The sequence below is a fragment of the Kitasatospora sp. NPDC057738 genome, from assembly GCF_042798815.1.
In the GTDB taxonomy this organism is placed as follows: domain Bacteria; phylum Actinomycetota; class Actinomycetes; order Streptomycetales; family Streptomycetaceae; genus Kitasatospora; species Kitasatospora lactacystinica.
This window is the reverse complement of sequence record NZ_JBHVJT010000041.1, coordinates 26215-46784: the sequence shown is the minus strand read 5'-3', so window position 1 is coordinate 46784 and position 20570 is coordinate 26215. Positions and strand designations below refer to the sequence as shown.

Below are 20570 nucleotides of genomic sequence, written 5' to 3'. Positions count from 1 at the left end.
ACACACGGGTGGAGCGTGCCGCGCCCCGGCGCTGCGGGGCGCGGCACGGGCTCGGTGAATCGGCTGTCGCCGGTGCGGCGACCGCGGGTTCAGCCGATGTTGGCGCACTGGTTGCCGAAGGCCGGGTTCAGCAGGCCGATGATGTCGATGCTGTTGCCGCACAGGTTGATCGGGATGTGCAGCGGGATCTGGATCTGGTTGCCGGAGAGCACGCCGGGGGAACCGGCGGCGACGCCCTCGGCGCCCGAGCTGGCGACCGCACCGCCGGCGGCACCGAGCACCAGGCCGCTGGCGGCCAGGGACAGGACGGCGGCCTTCTTGAAGTTGCGCATGTCATTCCTCCGATTTCTGCCCGACGGAATGGGAATGTCGGGAGTCGGGCGAGCGCGAATACTCACCCGAAGGCTTCAGGGATTGCCGTGATTGTCACTCGGTCGGCGCATATCGGCGTGTTCCGCCCATGGCTCGGGCGTGGCCGTGACTGCCGGGTCGCGGTGCCTTCCGGAACGATTCCCGCACGGCCGGGAAAGGCTTCGGACAAAGGCGCGACCAGGTGGAATTCCGGTCGGGCGTTCCGGCACGGGTTGCCGGACGCCGGGTTCTGGGAGGCCCGCCGCGCGGGGGCCGGTGGAGACCGGGTTCCGTGAGGGAGAACGAGGCACCGCGCGGGGGGAAACGGTCCGACCCTCCGATCACCCGAATGCCCGGTCCGCGGCGCCGTTGCGCCGGATGGGTGACAGTGCCGGGACCGTCGCAACCGGTCCGGTGGGGTCTCGTTCTAGATGTCGCACTCCCCGTGCATATCTGTCGAACAGTCAGGAGGCTCGTATGAGCATCAAGAAGACCGCCGCCGTCGGCGCGGCCGTGGTGGGCATCGTGGCCACCGGCGCCGGTTCCGCGATGGCCAGCTCCGGCGCCCAGGGCGTCGCCGCCGGTTCCCCCGGTGTCGTCTCCGGCAACCAGATCCAGGTCCCGGTGCACGTGCCGATCAACCTGTGCGGCAACACCATCGACATCATCGGCCTGCTGAACCCGGCGTTCGGCAACAAGTGCGCCAACGTGGGCTGAGCCCGCACCCGGTTCGGCCGGTACGAGCCGCCGTTCCGCGCCTCCCTCCTGGGGCGCGGGGCGGCGGCTCTTCGTTGTGCCGGGAGCGTGTCGATCCGTCGGTTCCCGGCGGTGTCACGAGTCTTGTTGCGTTACTTGTCAGTACCTAGAATGCGAGACCTGCTCACCTTTCCTGCTCCTCTCTTGCTCCGCACCGCTCGGCTCCCCGCCAGGGCGGTCCCCCACCCCCGCAAGGAGTCGCGTGTGATCAGGTCACCCCTGCCGGCGGCACGGCGAACGCGTACGGGTGCGTCCCGGTGCGCCGCACTGCTCGCCACCGGAGCCCTCCTCGCCACCCTCGGCCTGACCGGCGCCCCCGCCGCCCTGGCCGACCCCGCCCCGGCCGCGCCCGCGGCCACCCGTCCGGCCGCGATCGTCGCCCTCGGCGACAGCGCCATCTCCGGGGAGGGCGCCGGCACCGACACCAACGACGGCTACTTCCCGGAGACGGACAGCCCCACCAACTACTGCCACCGCCACCCCAAGTCGGAGATCTTCGTCACCGACATCCCCGGGGTCACCCCGATCGACCTGGCCTGCTCCGGCGCCCAGACCGGCGACCTGGTCAGCGACCCGGAACTGGCCAAGGTCACCGGCCCCGGCAGCGGCGACTTCGGCGAGCCCAAGCAGGACGTCAAACTGGCGGACACGGCGGCCAAGTACGACGTCAGGATGGTCGTCGTCACCATCGGCGCCAACGACGACTTCGACTTCAGCGGGATCATGATGCACTGCCTGGCGCAGTACTTCCCGATCCCCAAGGACCAGGGCTGCCGGGACACCATCGGCAGCGACGAGATCCGCCGGCGCGCCAAGGGCGTCCAGCCCAAGGTGGTCGCCGCGCTCCAGAACATCCGTCAGACCATGCGCAGGGCCGGCTACGCCGACTCCTCGTACCAGCTGGTCTACCAGTCGTACTTCAACCCGATCACCCCGGACATCCGGCGCAACGACTACCTCGGCAAGATCGCCGACGGCTGCCCGGCCTTCCCCGAGGACCTCGCCTGGGGCCACAACTGGGTGGTGCCGACACTCAGTGACGCGCTGCGCGGCGCGGTCGAGCAGGTGCCCGGCGTCCGGTACCTGGACCAGCGGCGGGTCGCCTTCGGGCACGAGGTCTGCGCGGAGTGGACGTCCTCCCCGTACGAGTACTCCAACGGGGACGTCATCAACCTCTCCGAGTGGGCGCGCAACGGCTGCGACTCGCAGATCGGCATCCCCGGGCTGTGCATGAACATGATCCGCCAGTCGTACCACCTGCGGGTGGCCGGCTACCGCGGCGAGGGCGTCTGCCTCGGCCAGTTCTACGCCCGGACCGAGCTGGCGCAGGCGTACTGCACGCTCAACCAGCAGAACACCACCTCGATCCAGCCGCTCACGCCCGGACAGCCGTTCGGGGACGTCCCCGAGGACGGCGCCTGGTACCAGCTGACCAACGCCGCCAGCGGCAACGCGCTCGACCTCACCGGCGGCGGCAGCTACGGCGACTCCACCAACGGGCGGCCCGCGATCACCTATCCGGCCACCGGCGGGCTCAACCAGTCCTTCGTCCTGGAGGCCAAGGCGGGCGGCAGCTACGAGCTCGACTTCAGCGGCAACCGGAACATGTGCCTGGACGCCAACGCCGGCTCCACCGCCCCCGGCACCCGGATCCAGCAGTGGGGCTGCAACGGCGGCGGCAACCAGCACTGGGTGTTCACGCCGGCCGGCGACGGCCGCTACAAGATCGCCGACTCCCAGGACCGCAGCAAGGTCCTGGCCGCCGGCAGCACCCTCGACGCCAAGGGCAACCCGTACGTCGAACTCGCCACCGACACCGGCGCCGCCAACCAGCTCTGGCAGCTCACCAAGCTCGGCATCGTCTACGTCCACGGCTGATCCACCCGCACGCGCCCAGGCCGTCGCCGCCCCCGACCGGGCGGCGACGGCCTGGTCTTCGGCACGGGTGGCACGGCGCCGGACAGGGCTCCGGGGGCACCAGGGGGCCTCGGTTCGGGGGCGTGCCGTAGGCTCACGGGAAAATCGTTGCGCCGGAGCCGCGCGGACCACGAGCGGGGCGGGGAGTACCCAGACCAGATGAGCACGGCATCGAGCACTGAGTCGTCCAGCACCCAGTCCGGAGCGCCCGCGGCGCCCGCAGCGGAGTCGGCGGAGACCCCCGAGGAACGGACCGGCCGGGAGCCCGGCCGGTTCGGGGCGCTGGTGGACCGCTTCGGGCCCGCACTGGGCGCGTACGCGGTGGTCAAGGCCATCGGCGTGACCGTCTTCATGCTGCTGCTCTCGCACACCGGCGACTACCTGACCAAGCAGCCGGGCCGCGGGGGCGCTGCCAAGCCCTGGGACGTGCTGGGCACCTGGGACGGCGTCTGGTACCAGCGGATCGCCGAGAACGGGTACAACCCGCAGCTGATCCCGCTGCACGGCTTCCCGCTGGCGACCTACTACGAGAACTCGGCCGCCTTCTTCCCGCTCTACCCCTGGCTGATGCGGCTGGTCGGCGCGGTCACCGGGCTCGGCCCGTACGGCTCCGGGATCGTCGTCTCGGTGCTGGCCTCGCTGGTCGCGGCGGCCGGGATCTTCGCGATCGCCGAGCGGCTCGGCGGCTTCCGGGCGGGCGTGATCGCGGCGGTGCTCTGGGGCCTGTTCCCGGGCTCCGGCGTGGAGTGGGCGGTCTACTCGGACTCGCTGTTCGTCGCGCTGTCCGCCTGGGCCTGCTACTGCGTGATGACCCGCCGCTGGCTCGCGGCCGGTGTGCTGACGCTGGTGGCGGGCCTCAACCGGCCCACCGCCGCCGTGCTGATCGCCGCCGTCTCGATCGCCGCGCTGGTCGCGCTGGTCCGCCGCACCGACGGGGTGGCCCGTCCGCTGACCGCGATGCTGATCACGCCCTGGGGCCTGCTCGGCTACGTCGCCTGGGTCGGCTGGAAGATGGGCGACTGGGGCGGCTACTTCAAGCTCCAGCAGGGCGCCTGGAACCGCTACTTCGACGGCGGCTCCTCCACCCTGCGCACGATCAGGGACGTGATCACCGGCCACTGGACCTACTGGCAGGCCAATCCCGTCCCGGACCTGATCGCGATCGGCCTGCTGATCGCGCTGCCCGGGCTGGTGCTGCTGCTGTGGCGCACCCGGCCGCCGCTGGTGCTGTGGGTCTACACCGGGCTCACCATCTTCACCGCGCTGAGCACCAACCAGATCTTCGGCAACATCTCGCGCTACCTGCTGCCCGCCTTCCCGCTCTGCATCGGCCTGGCGGTGGCGCTGCGCCGGGTGCGGCTCTCCTCGCTGGCCTGGCTGCTGGCGATGCCCGTCCTCGCGGCGGGCTGGTACGGGGGCTATGCGCTGTTCGAGTTGGGCATCCCGTAGACCCGGCGTTGGTTGGCTACGGGATCATCCGGGAGCAGACGGGCCGTTGCTAACCTCGGACGTATGACGACGACCCCGCCGCCCGTGCGCCAGATCCGCGACATCTCCGGGCTGATGGACCACGCGAGCCACGTGCTGGCCACCCGGATGGCGGCCGCCTTCACCGAGCTCGGGATCACCCCGCGCGCCTACTGCGTGCTGTTCCACGCGCAGGAGTCCGAACGCACCCAGATCCAGCTGGCCGAGCTGGCGGACCTGGACAAGACGACCATGGTGGTCACCGTCGACGAGCTGGAGAAGGCGGGCCTGGCCGAGCGCCGCCCGTCCGCGACCGACCGGCGGGCCCGGATCGTCTCGGTCACCGAGGCGGGCGAGCGGGCCGTGGTGCAGGGCACCGCGATCGCCGACCGGGTGCACCGCGAGCTGCTGGAGGCGCTGCCGCAGCCGGAGCGCGAGGTGTTCGTCTCGGCCCTGACCCGCCTGGTGGAGGGCCACCTCGCGGAACCGGTCGAGGTCGAGCGCACCGTCCGCCGTGCCCGCCGCTCCCGGGGCTGACGCCCCGACCCAAGCTGCTCCCGAGATAGATAGTCCCGAACAAAACGATCTGATAGCGTCCTACCCGGTACTCGACGAACCGGGAGAACCGCCATGACCACGCACGCCCCGGCCGCGCCCACGCCGGCCTCCGCAGCCCCCGCCACCGCCCGCTCCCGCACCCTCGCGCTCGCGGTGCTCTGCGCGGGAATGCTGATGATCGTCCTGGACGGCTCGATCGTCACCGTGGCGCTGCCCGCGATCCAGGGCGACCTGCACTTCTCGCCCGCCGGACTCACCTGGACGGTCAACGCCTACCTGATCGCCTTCGGCGGCCTGCTCCTGCTGGCCGGCCGGCTCGGCGACCTGATCGGCCGCAGGCGGATGTTCGTCGCCGGGCTCACCCTCTTCACCGCCGCCTCGCTGCTCTGCGCCGTCGCCACCGGGCAGCAGGCGCTGATCGCCGCCCGCTTCCTCCAGGGCGTCGGCGGCGCGATGGCCTCCGCCGTCAGCCTCGGCATGATCGTCACGCTCTTCCCCGAGCCGGCCGAGCGCGGCCGGGCGATCGGCGCGTTCAGCTTCGTCGGCGCGGCCGGCGCCTCGATCGGCCAGGTCCTCGGCGGGGTGCTCACCCAGGCCCTCAACTGGCACTGGATCTTCCTGATCAACCTGCCGCTCGGCCTGGCCGCCGTCCTGCTCTCCCTGCGGCTGCTGGAGTCCGACCGCGGCCCCGGCCTGCGGGCCGGCGCCGACGTGCTCGGCGCCGTGCTGATCACCGCCGCCCTGATGCTCGGCATCTACACCATCGTCGGCACCGGCCAGCACGGCTGGACCTCGGCCCGCACCCTGGGCCTCGGCGCGCTCGCGCTCGCGCTGCTGGCCGGCTTCCTGCTCCGGCAGGCCCGGGCCGCCCAACCCCTGCTCCCGCTGCGGATGTTCCGCTCGCGCAACGTCTCCGGCGCCAACGCCGTGCAGGTGCTGACCATCTCCGGGATGTTCGGCTTCCAGATCATGGTCGCGCTCTACCTGCAGCAGGTCCTCGGCTACGGCGCCGCCGCCACCGGCCTGGCGATGCTGCCGGCGGCGGCCGCCATCGGCGCGGTGTCGCTGCTGCTCTCGGCCCGGCTGAGCGCCCGGTTCGGCGAGCGCGCCGTGCTGCTCGCGGGGCTCGCCATGCTGCTCGCCGCGCTCGCACTGCTGGTCCGGCTGCCCGCCGACGCCGACTACGTCGTCCACCTGCTGCCGACCATGCTGCTGATCGCGGGCGGCGGCCTGGTGCTGTCCACGCTCGCGGTCCTCGGCATGTCGGGCGCCGGACCGCAGGACGCGGGCACCGCCTCCGGCCTGTTCAACACCACCCAGCAGGTCGGCGGCGCGCTCGGGGTCGCCGTCCTCGGCACCCTCGCGAGCGGCCGCACCGCCGCCCTGGCCGCGGCCGGACACCCCGCCGCGGACGCCCTGGCCGGCGGCTTCCGCCTCGCCTTCGCGGTCGCCGCCGGGCTGCTCGCGGTGGCCCTGCTGCTCGCCGCCACCGTCCTGCGGCCGACCGGGCGTCAGAACTGACGGTCCGCCAACCCGCCCCGCCCCGGCCCGCGTTCGAACGGCGCGCCGGGGCCGGGCGTCACGGCCAGACCAGGCAGTACAGCTGGTGCCCGGCCTCGTGCAGCCGGTTGGCGAAGTCCTGCCACTCGTGCAGCATGCTGTAGATCACGAACGCGTCCCGCGGTCCGCGCCGGTCCGGCACGGTGGACCAGATGAAGGCGGCGGCGCCGAGCTCCGTCTCGTCGGCCTTGCGCAACGGCTCGACGACGTTGTGGGGCAGCTGGACGACGGCGTAGTCGGGGTGCAGCACGACCAGTTCCAGCGGCGGCACCTGGTGCAGCGGCACGCCCTGGATGCCGGTGAGCACCATGGCGCTCATCGTCTCCGGCTTGATCTTGGTGGAGAGGTGGCCGGTGGGGGAGCCGCTGGTCTCCATCAGGTCGCCGAGCCGTCCCAGCGAGCCGAGCTCGCCGGCGTCCAGGCCGAGTCCGCCCGGGCCGAGGGCGGTGGGGACTCTGGCGGCGGTCGCGCGGTCCGGGGCCCCGAAGTACTTGTAGGTCACCCCCACGCGTCCCTCACCCCGCCTCTCACCGCCGCGACGACCACGACCCGTACCCGCTCCCGTACCCCCGCGTGCGGTTTCGGCGGGCCTGCGGGAGCCCCCCGCAGCCTCGTCGTAGCCGTCCTGCGCCTCGGACACTCGGACCATCCTCACCGGAATTCGCCGGAATCGACAGACCCCCGCACATCCGGCGCCCACCGGACGTGCTCCTTACCCGTCATGCGCCGCCGTACCCACTCGTGGTACGCGGCAGTCCTCTCCACACCCCTGCACACAAACCGGAACGCCCGTGCACTCTGTGTACACAGTCTGACTGGTCCCCGGTCCGGTGCAGTCAGCGGCCCCTGCTGTACGGACAACCGTACAGACAACGGTGCCCGGATCATCGTTCCAGATGATCGGGTCGGACATGCAGAGCGTGAGGACACGATTTGAGACCATGTCTTTTGTGAGCTACCCCTACGAAGCCCCCCAGTCCCAGTCGCTGTTCGACCGCGCCTCCGTGGTGACGCCCGGCGGCGTCAACTCCCCGGTGCGCGCCTTCCGCGCGGTCGGCGGCACGCCGCGCTTCATGGTGTCCGGCACCGGCCCCTACCTGACCGACGCCGACGGCCGCGAGTACGTCGACCTGGTGTGCTCGTGGGGTCCGATGATCCTCGGCCACGCGCACCCCGCGGTGATCGACGCCGTCCAGCAGGCCGTCTCCAAGGGCACCTCCTTCGGCACCCCCGGCCAGGGCGAGGTCGAGCTGGCCGAGGAGATCGTCGGCCGGGTCGCCCCGGTCGAGCAGGTCCGCCTGGTCTCCTCCGGCACCGAGGCCACCATGTCCGCGATCCGGCTGGCCCGCGGCTTCACCGGCCGGGCGAAGGTGGTCAAGTTCGCCGGCTGCTACCACGGTCACGTGGACGCGCTGCTGGCCGCCGCCGGTTCCGGCGTGGCCACCTTCGGCCTGCCGGACACCCCGGGCGTCACCGGCGCCCAGGCCGGCGACACCATCGTGCTGCCGTACAACGACCTGGCCGCCGTCGAGCAGGCCTTCGCCGCCCACCCGGGCGAGATCGCCTGCGTGATCACCGAGGCCTCGCCCGGCAACATGGGCGTCGTCCCGCCGCTGCCCGGCTTCAACGGCGGCCTGGCCCGGCTCTGCCGGGAGAACGGCGCGCTGTTCATCTCCGACGAGGTGATGACCGGCTTCCGCGTCTCCAAGGCCGGGTGGTACGGCCTGGAGGCGGCGAACGAGGGCTGGGCGCCGGACCTGCTGACCTTCGGCAAGGTCATGGGCGGCGGCTTCCCGGCCGCGGCCTTCGGCGGCCGCGCCGACGTGATGGCGCACCTGGCCCCGGCCGGCCCGGTCTACCAGGCGGGCACCCTGTCCGGGAACCCGATCGCCACCGCGGCCGGCCTGGCCCAGCTGCGCGGCTGCACCGACGAGGTGTACGCCACGGTGGACAAGGTCGCCGCCGAGGTCTCCGGCCTGGTCACCGACGCGCTCGCCAAGGAGGGCGTGGCCCACCGGCTGCAGACCGCCGGGAACATGTTCTCGGTGTTCTTCACCGAGGCCCCGGTCACCGACTACGACGAGGCCAGGACCCAGGAGGCGTACCGTTTCACCGCCTTCTTCCACGCGATGCTGGCCGCGGGCGTCTACCTGCCGCCGTCCGCCTTCGAGTCCTGGTTCGTCTCGGCGGCCCACGACGAGCGGGCGATCGAGCGGATCGCCGCCGCCCTGCCGGCCGCCGCGCGCGCCGCTGCCGCCGCCACGGCCTGACCCGTCGCGGCCCGAACCCGATTCCCAGGAGTAGTCGAGAAGTGAGCGCCAAAGAGATCACCGTCGTCCACGTGATGCGGCACGGCGAGGTGCACAACCCGGAGGGCGTCCTGTACGGGCGCCTGCCGGACTACCACCTGTCCGAGCTGGGCCGGAAGATGGCCGAGCGGGTCGCCGAGGACCTGGCCGGCCGGGACATCACCCACGTGGTGGCCTCCCCGCTGGAGCGGGCCCAGGAGACCGCCGCGCCGATCGCCGAGGCGCACGGCCTGGACGTCGCGGCGGACGGGCGGCTGATCGAGGCGGAGAACGTCTTCGAGGGCAAGACCTTCGGGGTCGGCGACGGGTCGCTGCGGAACCCGGGCTACTGGAAGTACCTCACCAACCCGTTCAAGCCCTCGTGGGGCGAGCCGTACCTCGACCAGGCGGTGCGGATGATGGGCGCGCTCGGCGCCGCCCGGGACGCCGCGCGCGGGCACGAGGCGGTCTGCGTCAGCCACCAGCTGCCGATCTGGACCCTGCGCTCCTTCGTGGAGCGCCGCCGGCTCTGGCACGACCCGCGCAACCGGCAGTGCTCGCTGGCCTCGCTGACCAGCTTCACCTTCGAGGGCGACCGGATCGTCTCGGTCGGCTACCGCGAGCCGGCCCGCGACCTGCTGCCCGCGCACCTGGTGGGCAAGGGCCGCAAGGGAGACAAGCCGGTGGGCAAGAGCTTCGGCGCCTAGCCTCCGCACCTTCGCCGCCCCGCCTCCGTAAGCGGCGTGTAAGTATGACTTCGGGTCACCTGGCAGATGCCGGGTGACCCGATTTCGTCGCAGGTCAGAGGGGGTGCGACGCGCAAGGCAGGACCCCGGCGAACCGGCCCGGAACTCCATGCGAAACTTTTCACATGTCTGCCATGACGCGCCCCCGTCCCCGTGTCGCCGCAGCAGCCGCCGCCACCGTCGCCGCCGCTGCGCTCGCCCTCACCGGCTGCTCCTCCTCGGGCTCGTCGGGCGGCGGCGAGGGCCAGGTCGGCTTCGTCACGGTCAAGGGCACCAACCTGTCGAAGGCGGAGGCCGGCAAGCGCGGGGACGCGCCGGACATCTCCGGCGAGACGCTGGAGGGCACCGCGGCCAAGCTCTCCGACTACCGGGGCAAGGTCGTCGTGCTGAACGTCTGGGGCTCCTGGTGCGGCCCGTGCCGGGCCGAGGCCAAGAGCCTCCAGAACGTCTCGGAGAAGTACAAGGACCAGGGCGTCCAGTTCCTCGGCATCAACACCCGGGACACCGAGAAGCAGAACGCCGTCCGCTTCGAGCAGGAGCAGGGCGTCACCTACCCGAGCCTCTTCGACCCGGCCGGCACCCAGCTGCTCAAGTTCCCCAAGGGCAGCCTCAACCCGCAGTCCATCCCGACCACCCTGATCGTCGACCGGGACGGCAAGCTGGCCGCCCGCGCCGTCGGCGGCACCACCGAGGACGCGCTGGAGTCGATCCTCCAGCCGGTGGTGGCGGAGCAGAAGCAGTGAGTCTGCCGCCCCTGCACCTCGCCGACGCCACCTCGACCGTCCAGAGCGGCGCGCTGCTGGCCGCCGCCCCGGTCGCGCTGGTGGCGGGGCTGGCGTCGTTCTTCTCGCCGTGCGTGCTGCCGCTGGTCCCCGGCTACCTGTCGTACGTGACCGGCTTCTCCGCCGCCGACCTCGCGGACGCCCGCGGTTCGCGGCGCGGCCGGATGCTGCTCGGCGTGGTGCTGTTCATCCTCGGCTTCACCGCGGTGTTCGTCTCCACCGGCGCCCTGTTCGGCTACTTCGGCCAGGAGCTCCAGGACTACAAGCGGATCATCAGCATCGTGCTGGGCTCGCTCACCGTGGTGATGGGCCTGGCGTTCATGGGCCTGGTGCCCGGGCTGAGCATGCGCGAGGTCCGCTCCCACCGCCGCCCGGCGGTCGGCCTGCTGGGCGCCCCGATGCTCGGGGTGGTGTTCGGCGTCGGCTGGACCCCGTGCATGGGCCCGACCCTGACCGCCGTGCAGAACCTGGCCCTCAACCAGGCCGACGCCCAGCGTGGCGCGCTGCTGACCACCTTCTACTGCCTGGGCCTCGGCGTACCGTTCATCCTGGCCGCGGTGGCCTTCCGCCGGGCGCTGGGCGCCTTCGGCTGGGTCAAGCGGCACTACCCGCTCGTCATGAGGATCGGCGGCGGCATGCTCGTCGCGGTCGGTCTGCTGCTCGTCACCGGGATCTGGGACTCGATGATGAGCCAGCTGCAGTCCTGGACCGCCGACTTCCAGATCGGAATCTGACCGTGAGCAACACCACGACCGAGACCGAGCAGCCGCCGGTGCCGGACGACAGTGCCGCCGAGCGGCTCAGCACCGCCCCGGTCGAGTCCGAAGGCCCGACCGGCATAGGGCCGTTCGGCTGGGCCCGCTGGATGTGGCGCCAGCTGACCTCGATGCGGGTCGCCCTGATCCTGCTGTTCCTGCTGTCGCTGGCCGCCATCCCCGGCTCGCTGATCCCGCAGAACGGGCAGAACCAGTTCAAGGTGCAGACCTGGAAGGCGCAGCACACCACGGTCGCGCCGATCTACGAGAAGCTCCAGCTGTTCGACGTCTACAGCTCGGTCTGGTTCTCCGCGATCTACATCCTGCTGTTCGTCTCGCTGGCCGGCTGCATCGTCCCGCGCACCTGGCAGTTCGTCGGCGTGCTGCGCTCCCGGCCGCCGGCCGCGCCGCGCAACCTGACCCGGATGCCGGTGCACGCGGTCTGGCGCACCGAGGCGGACGCCGACCGGGTGAACGCCGCCGCGCACCGGCTGCTGCGCAAGCGCGGCTTCCGCGCCCACCTGTCCGGCGGCGCGGTCGCGGCCGAGAAGGGCTACCTGCGCGAGGTCGGCAACCTGCTGTTCCACCTGTCGCTGTTCGCGCTGCTCGGCGGCTTCGCCTGGTCCAGCCTGGCCGCCGGCACCGGCGGCAAGCTGATGATCGAGGGCGAGGCCTACTCCAACACCATCACCCAGCTCGACGACTTCACCGGCACCCGGTTCTACGGCAGCCAGGACCTCGACCCCTTCTACCTGAAGCTGGACGGCTTCACCTCGAAGTTCCAGGAGAAGGGCGACCAGATCGGCGCCGCCCGGCAGTTCACCGCGCACGTCCAGTACTCCGAGGGCGGCGACCCGTCCGCGCTGAAGAAGTCGACGATCGAGGTGAACCACCCGCTGGAGGTCGGCGGCAGCAAGGTCTACCTGATCGGCCACGGCTACGCCCCGATGATCACCCTCAAGAACGGCAAGGGCGACGTCGTCTACCAGGGCGCCGTCCCGTTCCTGCCGCAGGACGGCAACCTGACCTCCACCGGCGTGGTGAAGGCCTCCGACTACGGCGTGGGTCCCGACGGCAACAAGACCCAGATGGGCTTCTCCGGGTTCTTCCTGCCGACCGCCCCGCTGAGCTTCGAGGGCACCGGCCCGGTCTCGCTGTTCCCCGGTGACGCCGCCCCCGAACTGGTGCTGAACGCCTTCGCGGGCGACCTGGGCACCGACTCCGGCCTGCCGCAGAACGTCTACCAGCTCAACACCCGCAAGCTCACCCAGCTGACCCAGGACGGCCAGCCGGCCAAGGCCAGGCTCAAGCCGGGTGAGGGCTGGAACCTCCCCGACGGCTACGGCTCCATCACTTTCGACGGCTACAAGCAGTGGGCGAGCTTCAACATCACGCACCGCCCGGGCAACGAGATCGCCCTGGTCGGCGGCGTGCTGGCGATCCTCGGTCTGATCGGCTCGCTGTTCATCCAGCGCCGCCGGATCTGGGTGCGGGCGGTCGCCCTGCCGGGCGGCGGCACCCAGGTCGAGCTGGCCGGCCTGGCCCGCAGCGAGTCGGCGAAGATCGCCGAGGAGCTGGCGGAGCTCGCGGTCGACCTCCAGGACGACGCCCCGGCCTCCGAGGACGACGCCCCGGCCTCCGAGGACGACGCCCCGGCCTCCGAGGACGACGCCGGGGACGGTGCCGGGGAAGCCGACACCGCGTCCGACGCGACACCCCACGACCCCGAGGCCGAGGCCTCAGCCCCCGCAGTCCCTGCCGACCAGAACTCCAAGGAGTAGACGGTGCAACTCGCCTCGGCGGTCGACCCACAGCTGGCCGACCTCTCCAACAAGCTGATCTATTCGGCGATGGTGGTCTACACGCTCGCCATGTTCGCCCACATGATCGAGTGGACCTTCGGCAGCAAGGGCGCCGTCGCCGTCCGCTCGAAGGTCCAGGCCGGCACCCTCGGCGAGAGCGTCGCCACGGCCGAGAAGAAGGCCAGGAAGGTCACCGTCACCGTGGCGGGGGCCGGCGGCGGCACCACCACGCTCACCCGCACCGCGGTCGCGGGCGAGGGCGCGACGGTGGTCACCAGCGGGCGCGGCGTCGAGGAGGAGGACGGCCCGGGCGCGGCCGGCACCAACGAGCGGGCCGACCTGGCCGGCCGGATCGCCGTCTCGCTCACCGTGCTCGGCGCGGCGCTGCACGCGGGCGGGATCGTCGCCCGCGGCCTCTCGGTCTCGCGCTGGCCGTGGGGCAACATGTACGAGTTCTCCTGCGCCTTCGCCTTCGCCATGACGGCGGCGTACCTGGTGCTGCTGGCCGCGAAGAAGAACGTCCGCTGGCTCGGCCTGCCGGTCGTCCTCGCGGGGCTGCTGACCCTCGGCATCGCCACCACGGTGCTGTACACCGACTCGGAGCAGCTCGTCCCGGCGCTGCACTCGCCGTGGCTGGCGATCCACGTGTCCACCGCGATCTTCTGCGGCGGCGCGTTCTACGCGGCGTTCATCGCGACGCTGCTGTACCTCGGCAAGGACTCCTTCGACAAGCGCATGGCGGCCGGCCTGACCACCGGTCCGCTGGGCACTTCGGCCTCGATCTGGCGCCGGCTGCCCGCCGCGTCGACCTTCGACAAGCTGTCCTACCGGATCAACGCCCTGGTCTTCCCGCTGTGGACCTTCACCATCATCGCGGGCGCGATCTGGGCCGAGGCGGCCTGGGGCAAGTACTGGGAGTGGGACCCGAAGGAGACCTGGTCGTTCATCACCTGGGTCGCCTACGCCTGCTACCTGCACGCCCGCGCGACGGCCGGCTGGAAGGGTCGCAAGGCCGCCTACCTGGCGCTGGCGGCGTTCGCCTGCTGGCTCTTCAACTACTACGGCGTGAACATCTTCGTCACCGGAAAGCACTCCTACGCGGGGATCTGACCGGGGCACACGATGACCCACCGGCCCGGCTCTCTCCCACAGGTAGCCGGGCCGATGTGCAGGGGTAGTGCGTGCCGGCCGCCGGTCGGTGCGAGAGGGAATTGAGGAGGAAATCGCGCAATGGAGTGCGACGAGGTCATGCTGACCGTCCGAATCACCGCCGCCGAGCGGATGCTGCTCCGCAGGCTCGCCCAGGGACACCGGAGCGACGTGTCCGAGGTGGTGTCCGACGCGCTGCTGGACATCATCCCCACGCTCAGCGCGCCGGGGGACGCCTACCGGCTGCTGGGGGCGCTGGCCATGCCCGCGCCGTGCGCCCTGACGGTCTGGCTGCCGACCGCGCTGGCCGACCTGCTGGTGCCGGGCGCGGCCCGGATCGCGCAGATCACCGACGTCCGGGTCGAGTCGGCCAGTGCCGCCCTGGGCGCGGCGCTGCGGCTGTGGCTGGCCCAGGACCCGGTCCGGCTGGCGACCAATCTCAGCGTGATGCACGCGGGCCGGCCGGCCGCACTGGTGGCCGCCTGACGGGCACGAGCCCCCCCGACGGGGTCGAGTCGCCCGTTTGGGGACCAGCCGTCCGTCGGGGGATCAGCTCGCCAGCGGCAGCCGGGTGCCGCCGAGGCCCGGCGCGGCGGGGCGGCCCTCGTAGGCCTCCCGCCGGGCCGGCACCCTCGGGCCCTCGGCCGGCCCGTCCAGGGGTGCGGTGAGCAGCAGGCACTCGGCCGCCGGCCGGCCGTCCTGGAGCAGCTGGACCCGTACCGCCAGCCGGCCGTCCGCCGCGACCGGCCCGGCGGTCGGCCCGGCGGTCGGTTCGGGGACCGCCCGGACGAAGCAGGGCCGGTCCAGCTCGATGTAGCGGTCGAAGGAGGTCACCAGCTCGACCGGCACCACCGGTTCGGGGTGGCGCAGCCGCTGGGCGGCCTGCCGGGCGGCCTCCAGCACCAGCATGCCGGGCACGTGGTCCAGCTCGTGGTCGAACAGCACCGGGTGGGTGGCGTCGGCCCGCAGCAGCCAGGTGTCCGGGGCCAGGGTCGGGCCGAGCACCACGTCGGCGGGCTGCGCGCGGCCGACCAGCTCCGGCGCGGCGGGCGCCGGCAGGAGCGGCGGGGCGGTGCGCCGCGCGGGCCCGCGCAGCCGGGCGTACGAGGCGGGGGAGAGCACCCGCAGCCGGCCGCTGCCGCGGCCGATCGGCCGGCCGTCCCGGGTGACGTCGACGCGGACCCGCAGGGAGACCAGTTCGCCGTGCCGCATCCGGACGTCCTCGCAGCCGACGGTCAGCATCAGCGAGGCGGGGCCGGCGGTGACGGCCAGGCCCGGCAGTCCGGGTTCGTGGAGCGCGTAGGAGAGGTCCTCCATCACGAAGTGGTGGCCGCGCGGCACCCCGAACCCGGCGTGGCCGATCAGCAGTCCGGTCTGCCGGATCGTTTCGGCGAGCAGCACCGGGTCGTGGTAGCGGTCCCCGGGCAGCCGGTAGAAGCCGTGCAGCCGGGGCCACTGGGCGCCGAGCAGGAAGTCGTACGGGCCGGTGGCCTGCCAGCCGGTGAGGAACACCTCGGACACCGAGGCGCGGTGCACCAGGTGCCGGGAGACGGTCCGGTCGTGGAAGTCGTAGCCGGTCGCGGGGCCGTCGTGGAAGTCGAAGCCGCCACCGCCGCCCGGGCCGGGGCGGGCGTTCGGGCCGTGCGGGTCCGGCTCTACGATCGATGGCATGACGGGCCCCCGCTTCAGGGTGTCGGTCGGAGCGGCCGCCACGGCCGTCCGAGCAAAACATACATACCACCCGGTTTGTGTTTTGCGACTGGGGGTGCCCGGGTCGCATTCTCCGGCCCGATCACGCTACCTGCCCCGTGGGCTGGGGGAATGCCCGTTGAGGGGGTCCCGGACCATCGATGGGGGTCCGTCCCCGCTGGACGGCGGGGGCGAAGCAGGCGCTAGATTAGATACCAACCATGCGGTTTCGGAGGGTGCCGTCCGCATGCGAGCGCCGCCTCCGCAGGGGCCGCGCCGACAGCAGCCGGGTGGGGCGGGGATCGCGCCCGGCCGAGTCCGGAGGGGGCCAGTGGTCAAGCAGGAACGGGCTGGGCGGACCCGGCAGGCCGTACTGCTCGCCGCCGCGGAGACCTTCGCGCGCGTGGGCTTCGAGGCCGCCAGCCTGGTCGACATCAGCCGGCGGGCCGGGGTGAGCAAGGGGGCCCTCTACTTCCACTTCGTGTCCAAGCAGGCCCTCGCCGACGGGGTGCGCTGCGCCTCCGGGCGGGAGGTCGGCTCGGCCGCGCTGCGCGCGCTGCGGGCCGACGGTCCGGCGCTCCAGGGCCTGATCGACTTCACGCACGAGCTGGCCCGGATGCTGCGTGAGGACGTGGTGGTGCGGGCCGGTGTCCGGCTCGGCCGGCCGGGGCCGCGCCGGGACGGTGCCCAGGAGGGGCCGGAGGGCCGGCCCGTTCCGGTGGCCCCCGACGTCGCCTGGCGCAGCCTCACCGCCGTCGTCCACCGGCTGCTGGACCGCGCCGCCGAGGCCGGCGAGCTGAGCCCCGGGGTGGACCGGCGGGCCGCCGCCGAACTGCTCACCGCGGTGGCGGCCGGCTTGGTGCTGCTCGCGGGCGAGGAGACCGGCCGGCCCGGGCCGGAGGCCGTGAGCAGGCTCTGGACGGCGGCGCTGCCGGCCCTGGTGGCGGCGGAGCGGCGGGTGGGCTACCGGGTCTGAGCCGGCCGCCGTGGCCGCCCGGCCCCGGCGGCCCGGTCGCGCCCGGTCGCGCCCGGTCGCGCGCGGTCGTGCCCGGCGGCTCAGGCGCGCTCGGCGACGCTCAGCCGGGCGAGCGCGTGCGGCTGGACCAGGCCGGGCAGCAGCAGCGTCCAGAGGTCGGACAGCCGCTGGACCAGGTCCTGCCGGTCGGCCAGCACCTGGGAGCTCAGCTGGATGCCGGTGACGGCCCCGGTGATCACCCCGGCGGCCGCGGTCAGGTCGACGCCCGGGTGGAGGTCGCCGGCCTCCCGGGCGTGCTCCAGCAGTTCGCGGACCGTGTCCATCCAGCCCTGGTAGGCCGCGAGCTGCGGCTGGGTGAAGCTGCCGTGCTCGATCGTCAGCCGGATGCTGCCGCGCACCAGCGGGTCGGTCTGGAGCGCGCGGGCGAAGGCGTAGCCGAGGTCGATCAGGTTCTGCACCGGGCTGTCCGAGGCCGGTGTCCAGCCGGAGATGAAGACGCCCTGTCCCTCGATGACGGCGAGCGCCAGCTCCTCCTTGGAGCGGAAGTGGAAGTACAGCGCGCCCTTGGTGACGCCGGCCCGGTCCAGGATCTCGGACATCGTGGCGGCGGCGTAGCCCCGCTCGTCGAACACCTCGGCCGCGGCGACGAGTACCGCCTGGCGGGTCGCCAGTGCGCGGGCCTGCCTGGCCATCGCAGCCTCCCTGGAGTGTTCTGGTCTCGGCAGCGGCCGATCCTATGGGGGCGGACGGGGCGGCGGACGCATACCGTCCAGTAGGCATCCTACCGAGCCCTCCGCGGGCCCTTCCGGCCCCGGGCGAGCGGGCGGAGGCCGATCCGGCGCGGCCCCGGGGCAATGCCGGACGGCCGGTCACCCGGGCGGGGTGACCGGCCGTCGGCTCGGGCCGCGGGCCGTCAGGCGGCCTGCTGCCAGCTGAACGGCGAGTAGTACGCCGGGCGGCGCTCCAGGCGCTGCCAGTTGGCGATCGGCTCGATCGGCGCGGCGGCGGCGGCCTGCTGCGCGGCGGCGGCGCGCGCGGCGAGGACGGCGGTCAGGGCGGCGAGTTCCTCGTCGGTGAGACTGCCGCGGACGATGCGGACGAGGGGTTCGGCGGAAGCGGTCATGTCCTGGTTTCTCCCCCGGTTGCTGCGGTCTGAGGTGGGTGCCCGGTGCGTACGGGCGGTTGCTGCGGGGCGCGTGCGGTGCGCACGCGCGGCGGAGCGCGCCGCTACATCGGCGGGTTGCCGTGCTTGCGGCTGGGCAGGTCGGCGTGCTTGGTGCGGAGCATGGCCAGGGCGGAAGAGATCACCTGGCGGGTCTCTGCCGGGTCGATGACGTCGTCCACGAGGCCGCGCTCGGCCGCGTAGTACGGGTGCATCAGCTCGTTCTTGTATTCCTTGATCTTCTGGGCGCGCATGGCGTCCGGGTCCTCGGCGGCGTTGATCTCGCGCCGGAAGATGACGTTGGCCGCGCCCTCGGCGCCCATGACGGCGATCTCGTTGGTGGGCCAGGCGTAGGACAGGTCGGCGCCGATGGAGCGGGAGTCCATGACGATGTAGGCGCCGCCGTAGGCCTTGCGCAGGATCAGCGAGATGCGCGGCACGGTGGCGTTGCAGTACGCGTACAGCAGCTTGGCGCCGTGCCGGATGATGCCGCCGTGCTCCTGGTCGACGCCGGGCAGGAAGCCGGGGACGTCGAGCAGGGTGACCAGCGGGATGTTGAAGGCGTCGCACATCTGGACGAAGCGGGCGGCCTTCTCGCTCGCGTTGATGTCCAGCACGCCGGCCAGCGACTGCGGCTGGTTGGCGATGATGCCGACGACGTGGCCGTCGATCCGGGCGAGCACGCAGAGCACGTTGGTGGCCCAGCGCTCGTGGACCTCCAGGTACTCGCCGTGGTCGACGATCTCCTCGATGACCTTGCGCATGTCGTACGGGCGGTTGCCGTCGGCGGGCACCAGGTCCAGCAGGCTGTCGTTGCGCCGCTCGACCGGGTCCTCGCTCATCACGGACGGCGGCATCTCGCGGTTGTTCTGCGGCAGCAGCGACAGGAGGTAGCGGACCTCCTCGATGCAGGACTGCTCGTCGTCGTAGATGAAGTGGGCGACACCGGAGACGCCGGCGTGCACGTCCGCACCGCCGAGGCCGTTCTGGGTGATCTTCTCGCCGGTCACCGCCTGGACCACGTCCGGGCCGGTGATGAACATCTGCGAGGTCTCGCGGACCATGAAGACGAAGTCGGTCAGCGCGGGGGAGTACGCGGCGCCGCCGGCGCACGGGCCGAGCATCACCGAGATCTGCGGGATGACGCCGGAGGCCTTGGTGTTGCGCTGGAAGATGCCGCCGTAGCCGGCCAGGGCGGTGACGCCCTCCTGGATGCGGGCGCCGGCGCCGTCGTTCAGCGAGACCAGCGGGGCGCCGGCCGCGATGGCCATGTCCATGATCTTGTGGATCTTCTGCGCGTGGGCCTCGCCCAGCGCGCCGCCGAAGATCCGGAAGTCGTGCGCGTAGGTGAAGACGGTGCGCCCGTGCACGGTGCCCCAGCCGACGATCACGCCGTCGGTGTGCGGCTTCTTGGCCTCCAGGCCGAAGCCCTGGGCGCGGTGCCGGCGCAGCGGCTCGACCTCCTGGAAGGAGCCCTCGTCCAGCAGCAGCTCGATGCGCTCGCGAGCGGTCAGCTTGCCCTTGGCGTGCTGGGCCTCGGTGGCCTTGTCGCTGGGGCCGCGGCGGACCTTCTCGCGCAGCTCGTGCAGCTCGGCGACCCGCCCGCGGGCGTCGGCCGGGACCTCGGGGACCTCGCCGTCGACCGGCGCCTCATGCACAACCGTCATCTCGAACCACTCCAAGGGTGAGGGAACTGTCCGACAGCCAACGTCTGCTGTGCCCCCGGCTGCGAATCACTTTCTTCACTTATGACTGTACGAGGGGCCGCGCGCTGGTTTCGGCGTCGATTCCGTACAAGGTCGGGTTCGTTTAGCTGTCAGGCCTGTACAGAAGCTGTCGGTTCGGTCGCTGAGCGCTCGGTGTTCGGTTGGATACCGGGGGTTGTCGGACAGATGATGGTCCGATGATCTGAGCATGAAGAAAGGCGCAGGTCAGGGCCGTCTTCCAGTAATGTAGGCGGGCCCTCTTGGGCCCCGCTCAAGGTCCGCTCAAGCCCGGCGGGCAGGGGGGCGCCATCCGGGTTAGGGGTTGCGCAGTCGTAGGGAAGCGCCAAAAATGCCGCAGCCCACCCCGCGCGGTGGGGGTGGGCTGTCCGAGCGAGCGGGCGGACCTGCGCCGATCAGCCCTTGCGGCCGTCCTCGGGCTCGTCGCCGTCGCGCAGCTCGCGCTCGCGGCGGCGCAGGTCGGCCTCCCACTGCTTGAGCATGTCCTCGTGGTCCTTGTTGCTCTTCTTCAACGAGGCGAGGAACTCGGGGTCGTCGTCCGGAGCCAGCGGGCGCCCGCCGCGCGGGGCGGGACGGCCCGGGCGGTCGTCTGCCGGGTAGCCCGGCCCGGCCCCGGCGGGCGCGGTCCGCAGGAAGCCGCGCTGCTTGCCGGCGATCAGCCAGGCGATCGGGCCCAGCGGCGGGAAGAGCAGCACGATCAGCACCCAGACCACCTTGGGCAGGTGCTTCACCTCGTCCTCGGGCGTGGTCAGGCAGTCCACGAACGCCCAGACCCAGAGCGCGAGCGGAAGGACGATGGTCAGAAGAATCCTCGGCACGGCTGGGATCTCCCCCCGGGCGACGACAGCGGCGGGCGCCTTCCAGGGGCCCTTGACCGGGCCAGGCTAT

General features: G+C 72.3%; 20 protein-coding genes. 13 read left to right on the top strand and 7 right to left on the bottom strand.

Annotated features, from left to right (window positions below):
• Positions 1–89: 89 nt before the first annotated feature.
• Complete coding sequence (locus ACFVGO_RS22380; RefSeq protein WP_359902786.1) at positions 90–332, bottom strand: chaplin; 243 nt, start codon at positions 330–332, stop codon at positions 90–92.
• Between the two features lie 496 nt (positions 333–828).
• Here ACFVGO_RS22380 and ACFVGO_RS22375 point away from each other — a divergent pair, with 496 nt between their 5' ends.
• From ACFVGO_RS22375 to ACFVGO_RS22355, 5 genes are all read left to right on the top strand, one after another.
• Positions 829–1068: a chaplin gene (locus ACFVGO_RS22375; RefSeq protein ID WP_359902789.1), complete on the top strand. Its 240-nt coding sequence runs from the start codon at positions 829–831 to the stop codon at positions 1066–1068.
• Between the two features lie 243 nt (positions 1069–1311).
• Entirely contained in the window at positions 1312–2985 is a 1674-nt protein-coding gene (locus ACFVGO_RS22370; protein ID WP_380351284.1) for an RICIN domain-containing protein, read from the top strand.
• Between the two features lie 198 nt (positions 2986–3183).
• The gene (locus ACFVGO_RS22365) at positions 3184–4473 is read left to right on the top strand and encodes a glycosyltransferase family 39 protein (protein ID WP_359902794.1); all 1290 of its coding nucleotides are present in this window, start codon (positions 3184–3186) and stop codon (positions 4471–4473) included.
• Between the two features lie 63 nt (positions 4474–4536).
• The gene (locus ACFVGO_RS22360; protein WP_359902797.1) at positions 4537–5028 is read left to right on the top strand and encodes a MarR family winged helix-turn-helix transcriptional regulator; all 492 of its coding nucleotides are present in this window, start codon (positions 4537–4539) and stop codon (positions 5026–5028) included.
• Positions 5029–5121: 93 nt separating this feature from the next.
• Positions 5122–6570 (top strand): DHA2 family efflux MFS transporter permease subunit, encoded by a 1449-nt coding sequence (locus tag ACFVGO_RS22355; RefSeq protein WP_380633577.1) that lies wholly within the window; start codon positions 5122–5124, stop codon positions 6568–6570.
• Between the two features lie 58 nt (positions 6571–6628).
• Here the strand turns inward: ACFVGO_RS22355 and ACFVGO_RS22350 are convergent, their stop codons facing one another.
• Complete coding sequence (locus tag ACFVGO_RS22350; protein ID WP_078589103.1) at positions 6629–7111, bottom strand: hypothetical protein; 483 nt, start codon at positions 7109–7111, stop codon at positions 6629–6631.
• A 439-nt stretch (positions 7112–7550) separates the two neighbouring features.
• On the opposite strand from ACFVGO_RS22350, the gene hemL reads away from it, so the two are divergent.
• The 7 genes from hemL (at position 7551) to ACFVGO_RS22315 (ending at position 14617) form a co-directional block, all read left to right on the top strand.
• Positions 7551–8879 carry a glutamate-1-semialdehyde 2,1-aminomutase gene (gene hemL / locus ACFVGO_RS22345; RefSeq protein WP_380351288.1) on the top strand — a complete coding sequence of 443 codons (1329 nt, stop codon included), beginning with the start codon at positions 7551–7553 and terminating at the stop codon, positions 8877–8879.
• A gap of 74 nt (positions 8880–8953) precedes the next feature.
• Positions 8954–9604: a histidine phosphatase family protein gene (locus ACFVGO_RS22340; protein WP_359902904.1), complete on the top strand. Its 651-nt coding sequence runs from the start codon at positions 8954–8956 to the stop codon at positions 9602–9604.
• A 164-nt stretch (positions 9605–9768) separates the two neighbouring features.
• Complete coding sequence (locus tag ACFVGO_RS22335; protein WP_359902808.1) at positions 9769–10386, top strand: TlpA disulfide reductase family protein; 618 nt, start codon at positions 9769–9771, stop codon at positions 10384–10386.
• Positions 10387–10388: 2 nt separating this feature from the next.
• The gene (locus ACFVGO_RS22330; protein ID WP_359902907.1) at positions 10389–11159 is read left to right on the top strand and encodes a cytochrome c biogenesis protein CcdA; all 771 of its coding nucleotides are present in this window, start codon (positions 10389–10391) and stop codon (positions 11157–11159) included.
• Entirely contained in the window at positions 11156–12961 is a 1806-nt protein-coding gene (locus ACFVGO_RS22325; protein ID WP_380633605.1) for a cytochrome c biogenesis protein ResB, read from the top strand. The genes ACFVGO_RS22330 and ACFVGO_RS22325 overlap by 4 nt, the downstream gene beginning before the upstream one ends.
• A gap of 3 nt (positions 12962–12964) precedes the next feature.
• The gene (ccsB, locus tag ACFVGO_RS22320) at positions 12965–14092 is read left to right on the top strand and encodes a c-type cytochrome biogenesis protein CcsB (RefSeq protein WP_359902814.1); all 1128 of its coding nucleotides are present in this window, start codon (positions 12965–12967) and stop codon (positions 14090–14092) included.
• A gap of 138 nt (positions 14093–14230) precedes the next feature.
• Positions 14231–14617 (top strand): hypothetical protein, encoded by a 387-nt coding sequence (locus ACFVGO_RS22315; RefSeq protein WP_359902817.1) that lies wholly within the window; start codon positions 14231–14233, stop codon positions 14615–14617.
• 63 nt (positions 14618–14680) lie between these two features.
• Here ACFVGO_RS22315 and ACFVGO_RS22310 read toward each other — a convergent pair whose 3' ends face one another.
• The gene (locus ACFVGO_RS22310; RefSeq protein WP_359902819.1) at positions 14681–15802 is read right to left on the bottom strand and encodes a ScbA/BarX family gamma-butyrolactone biosynthesis protein; all 1122 of its coding nucleotides are present in this window, start codon (positions 15800–15802) and stop codon (positions 14681–14683) included.
• Positions 15803–16151: 349 nt separating this feature from the next.
• On the opposite strand from ACFVGO_RS22310, the gene ACFVGO_RS22305 reads away from it, so the two are divergent.
• The gene (locus ACFVGO_RS22305; RefSeq protein ID WP_359902822.1) at positions 16152–16796 is read left to right on the top strand and encodes a ScbR family autoregulator-binding transcription factor; all 645 of its coding nucleotides are present in this window, start codon (positions 16152–16154) and stop codon (positions 16794–16796) included.
• Positions 16797–16876: 80 nt separating this feature from the next.
• On the opposite strand, the gene ACFVGO_RS22300 is transcribed toward ACFVGO_RS22305, so the two are convergent.
• From ACFVGO_RS22300 to ACFVGO_RS22285, 4 genes are all read right to left on the bottom strand, one after another.
• Positions 16877–17488: a ScbR family autoregulator-binding transcription factor gene (locus tag ACFVGO_RS22300; protein WP_359902825.1), complete on the bottom strand. Its 612-nt coding sequence runs from the start codon at positions 17486–17488 to the stop codon at positions 16877–16879.
• A gap of 221 nt (positions 17489–17709) precedes the next feature.
• Positions 17710–17919 (bottom strand): acyl-CoA carboxylase epsilon subunit, encoded by a 210-nt coding sequence (locus ACFVGO_RS22295; protein ID WP_359902827.1) that lies wholly within the window; start codon positions 17917–17919, stop codon positions 17710–17712.
• Between the two features lie 104 nt (positions 17920–18023).
• Positions 18024–19625: an acyl-CoA carboxylase subunit beta gene (locus ACFVGO_RS22290; protein ID WP_359902830.1), complete on the bottom strand. Its 1602-nt coding sequence runs from the start codon at positions 19623–19625 to the stop codon at positions 18024–18026.
• 452 nt (positions 19626–20077) lie between these two features.
• On the bottom strand, positions 20078–20500 hold the full coding sequence (locus tag ACFVGO_RS22285) for a PLD nuclease N-terminal domain-containing protein (RefSeq protein WP_380351296.1): 423 nt from the start codon (positions 20498–20500) through the stop codon (positions 20078–20080).
• Positions 20501–20570 lie beyond the last annotated feature (70 nt).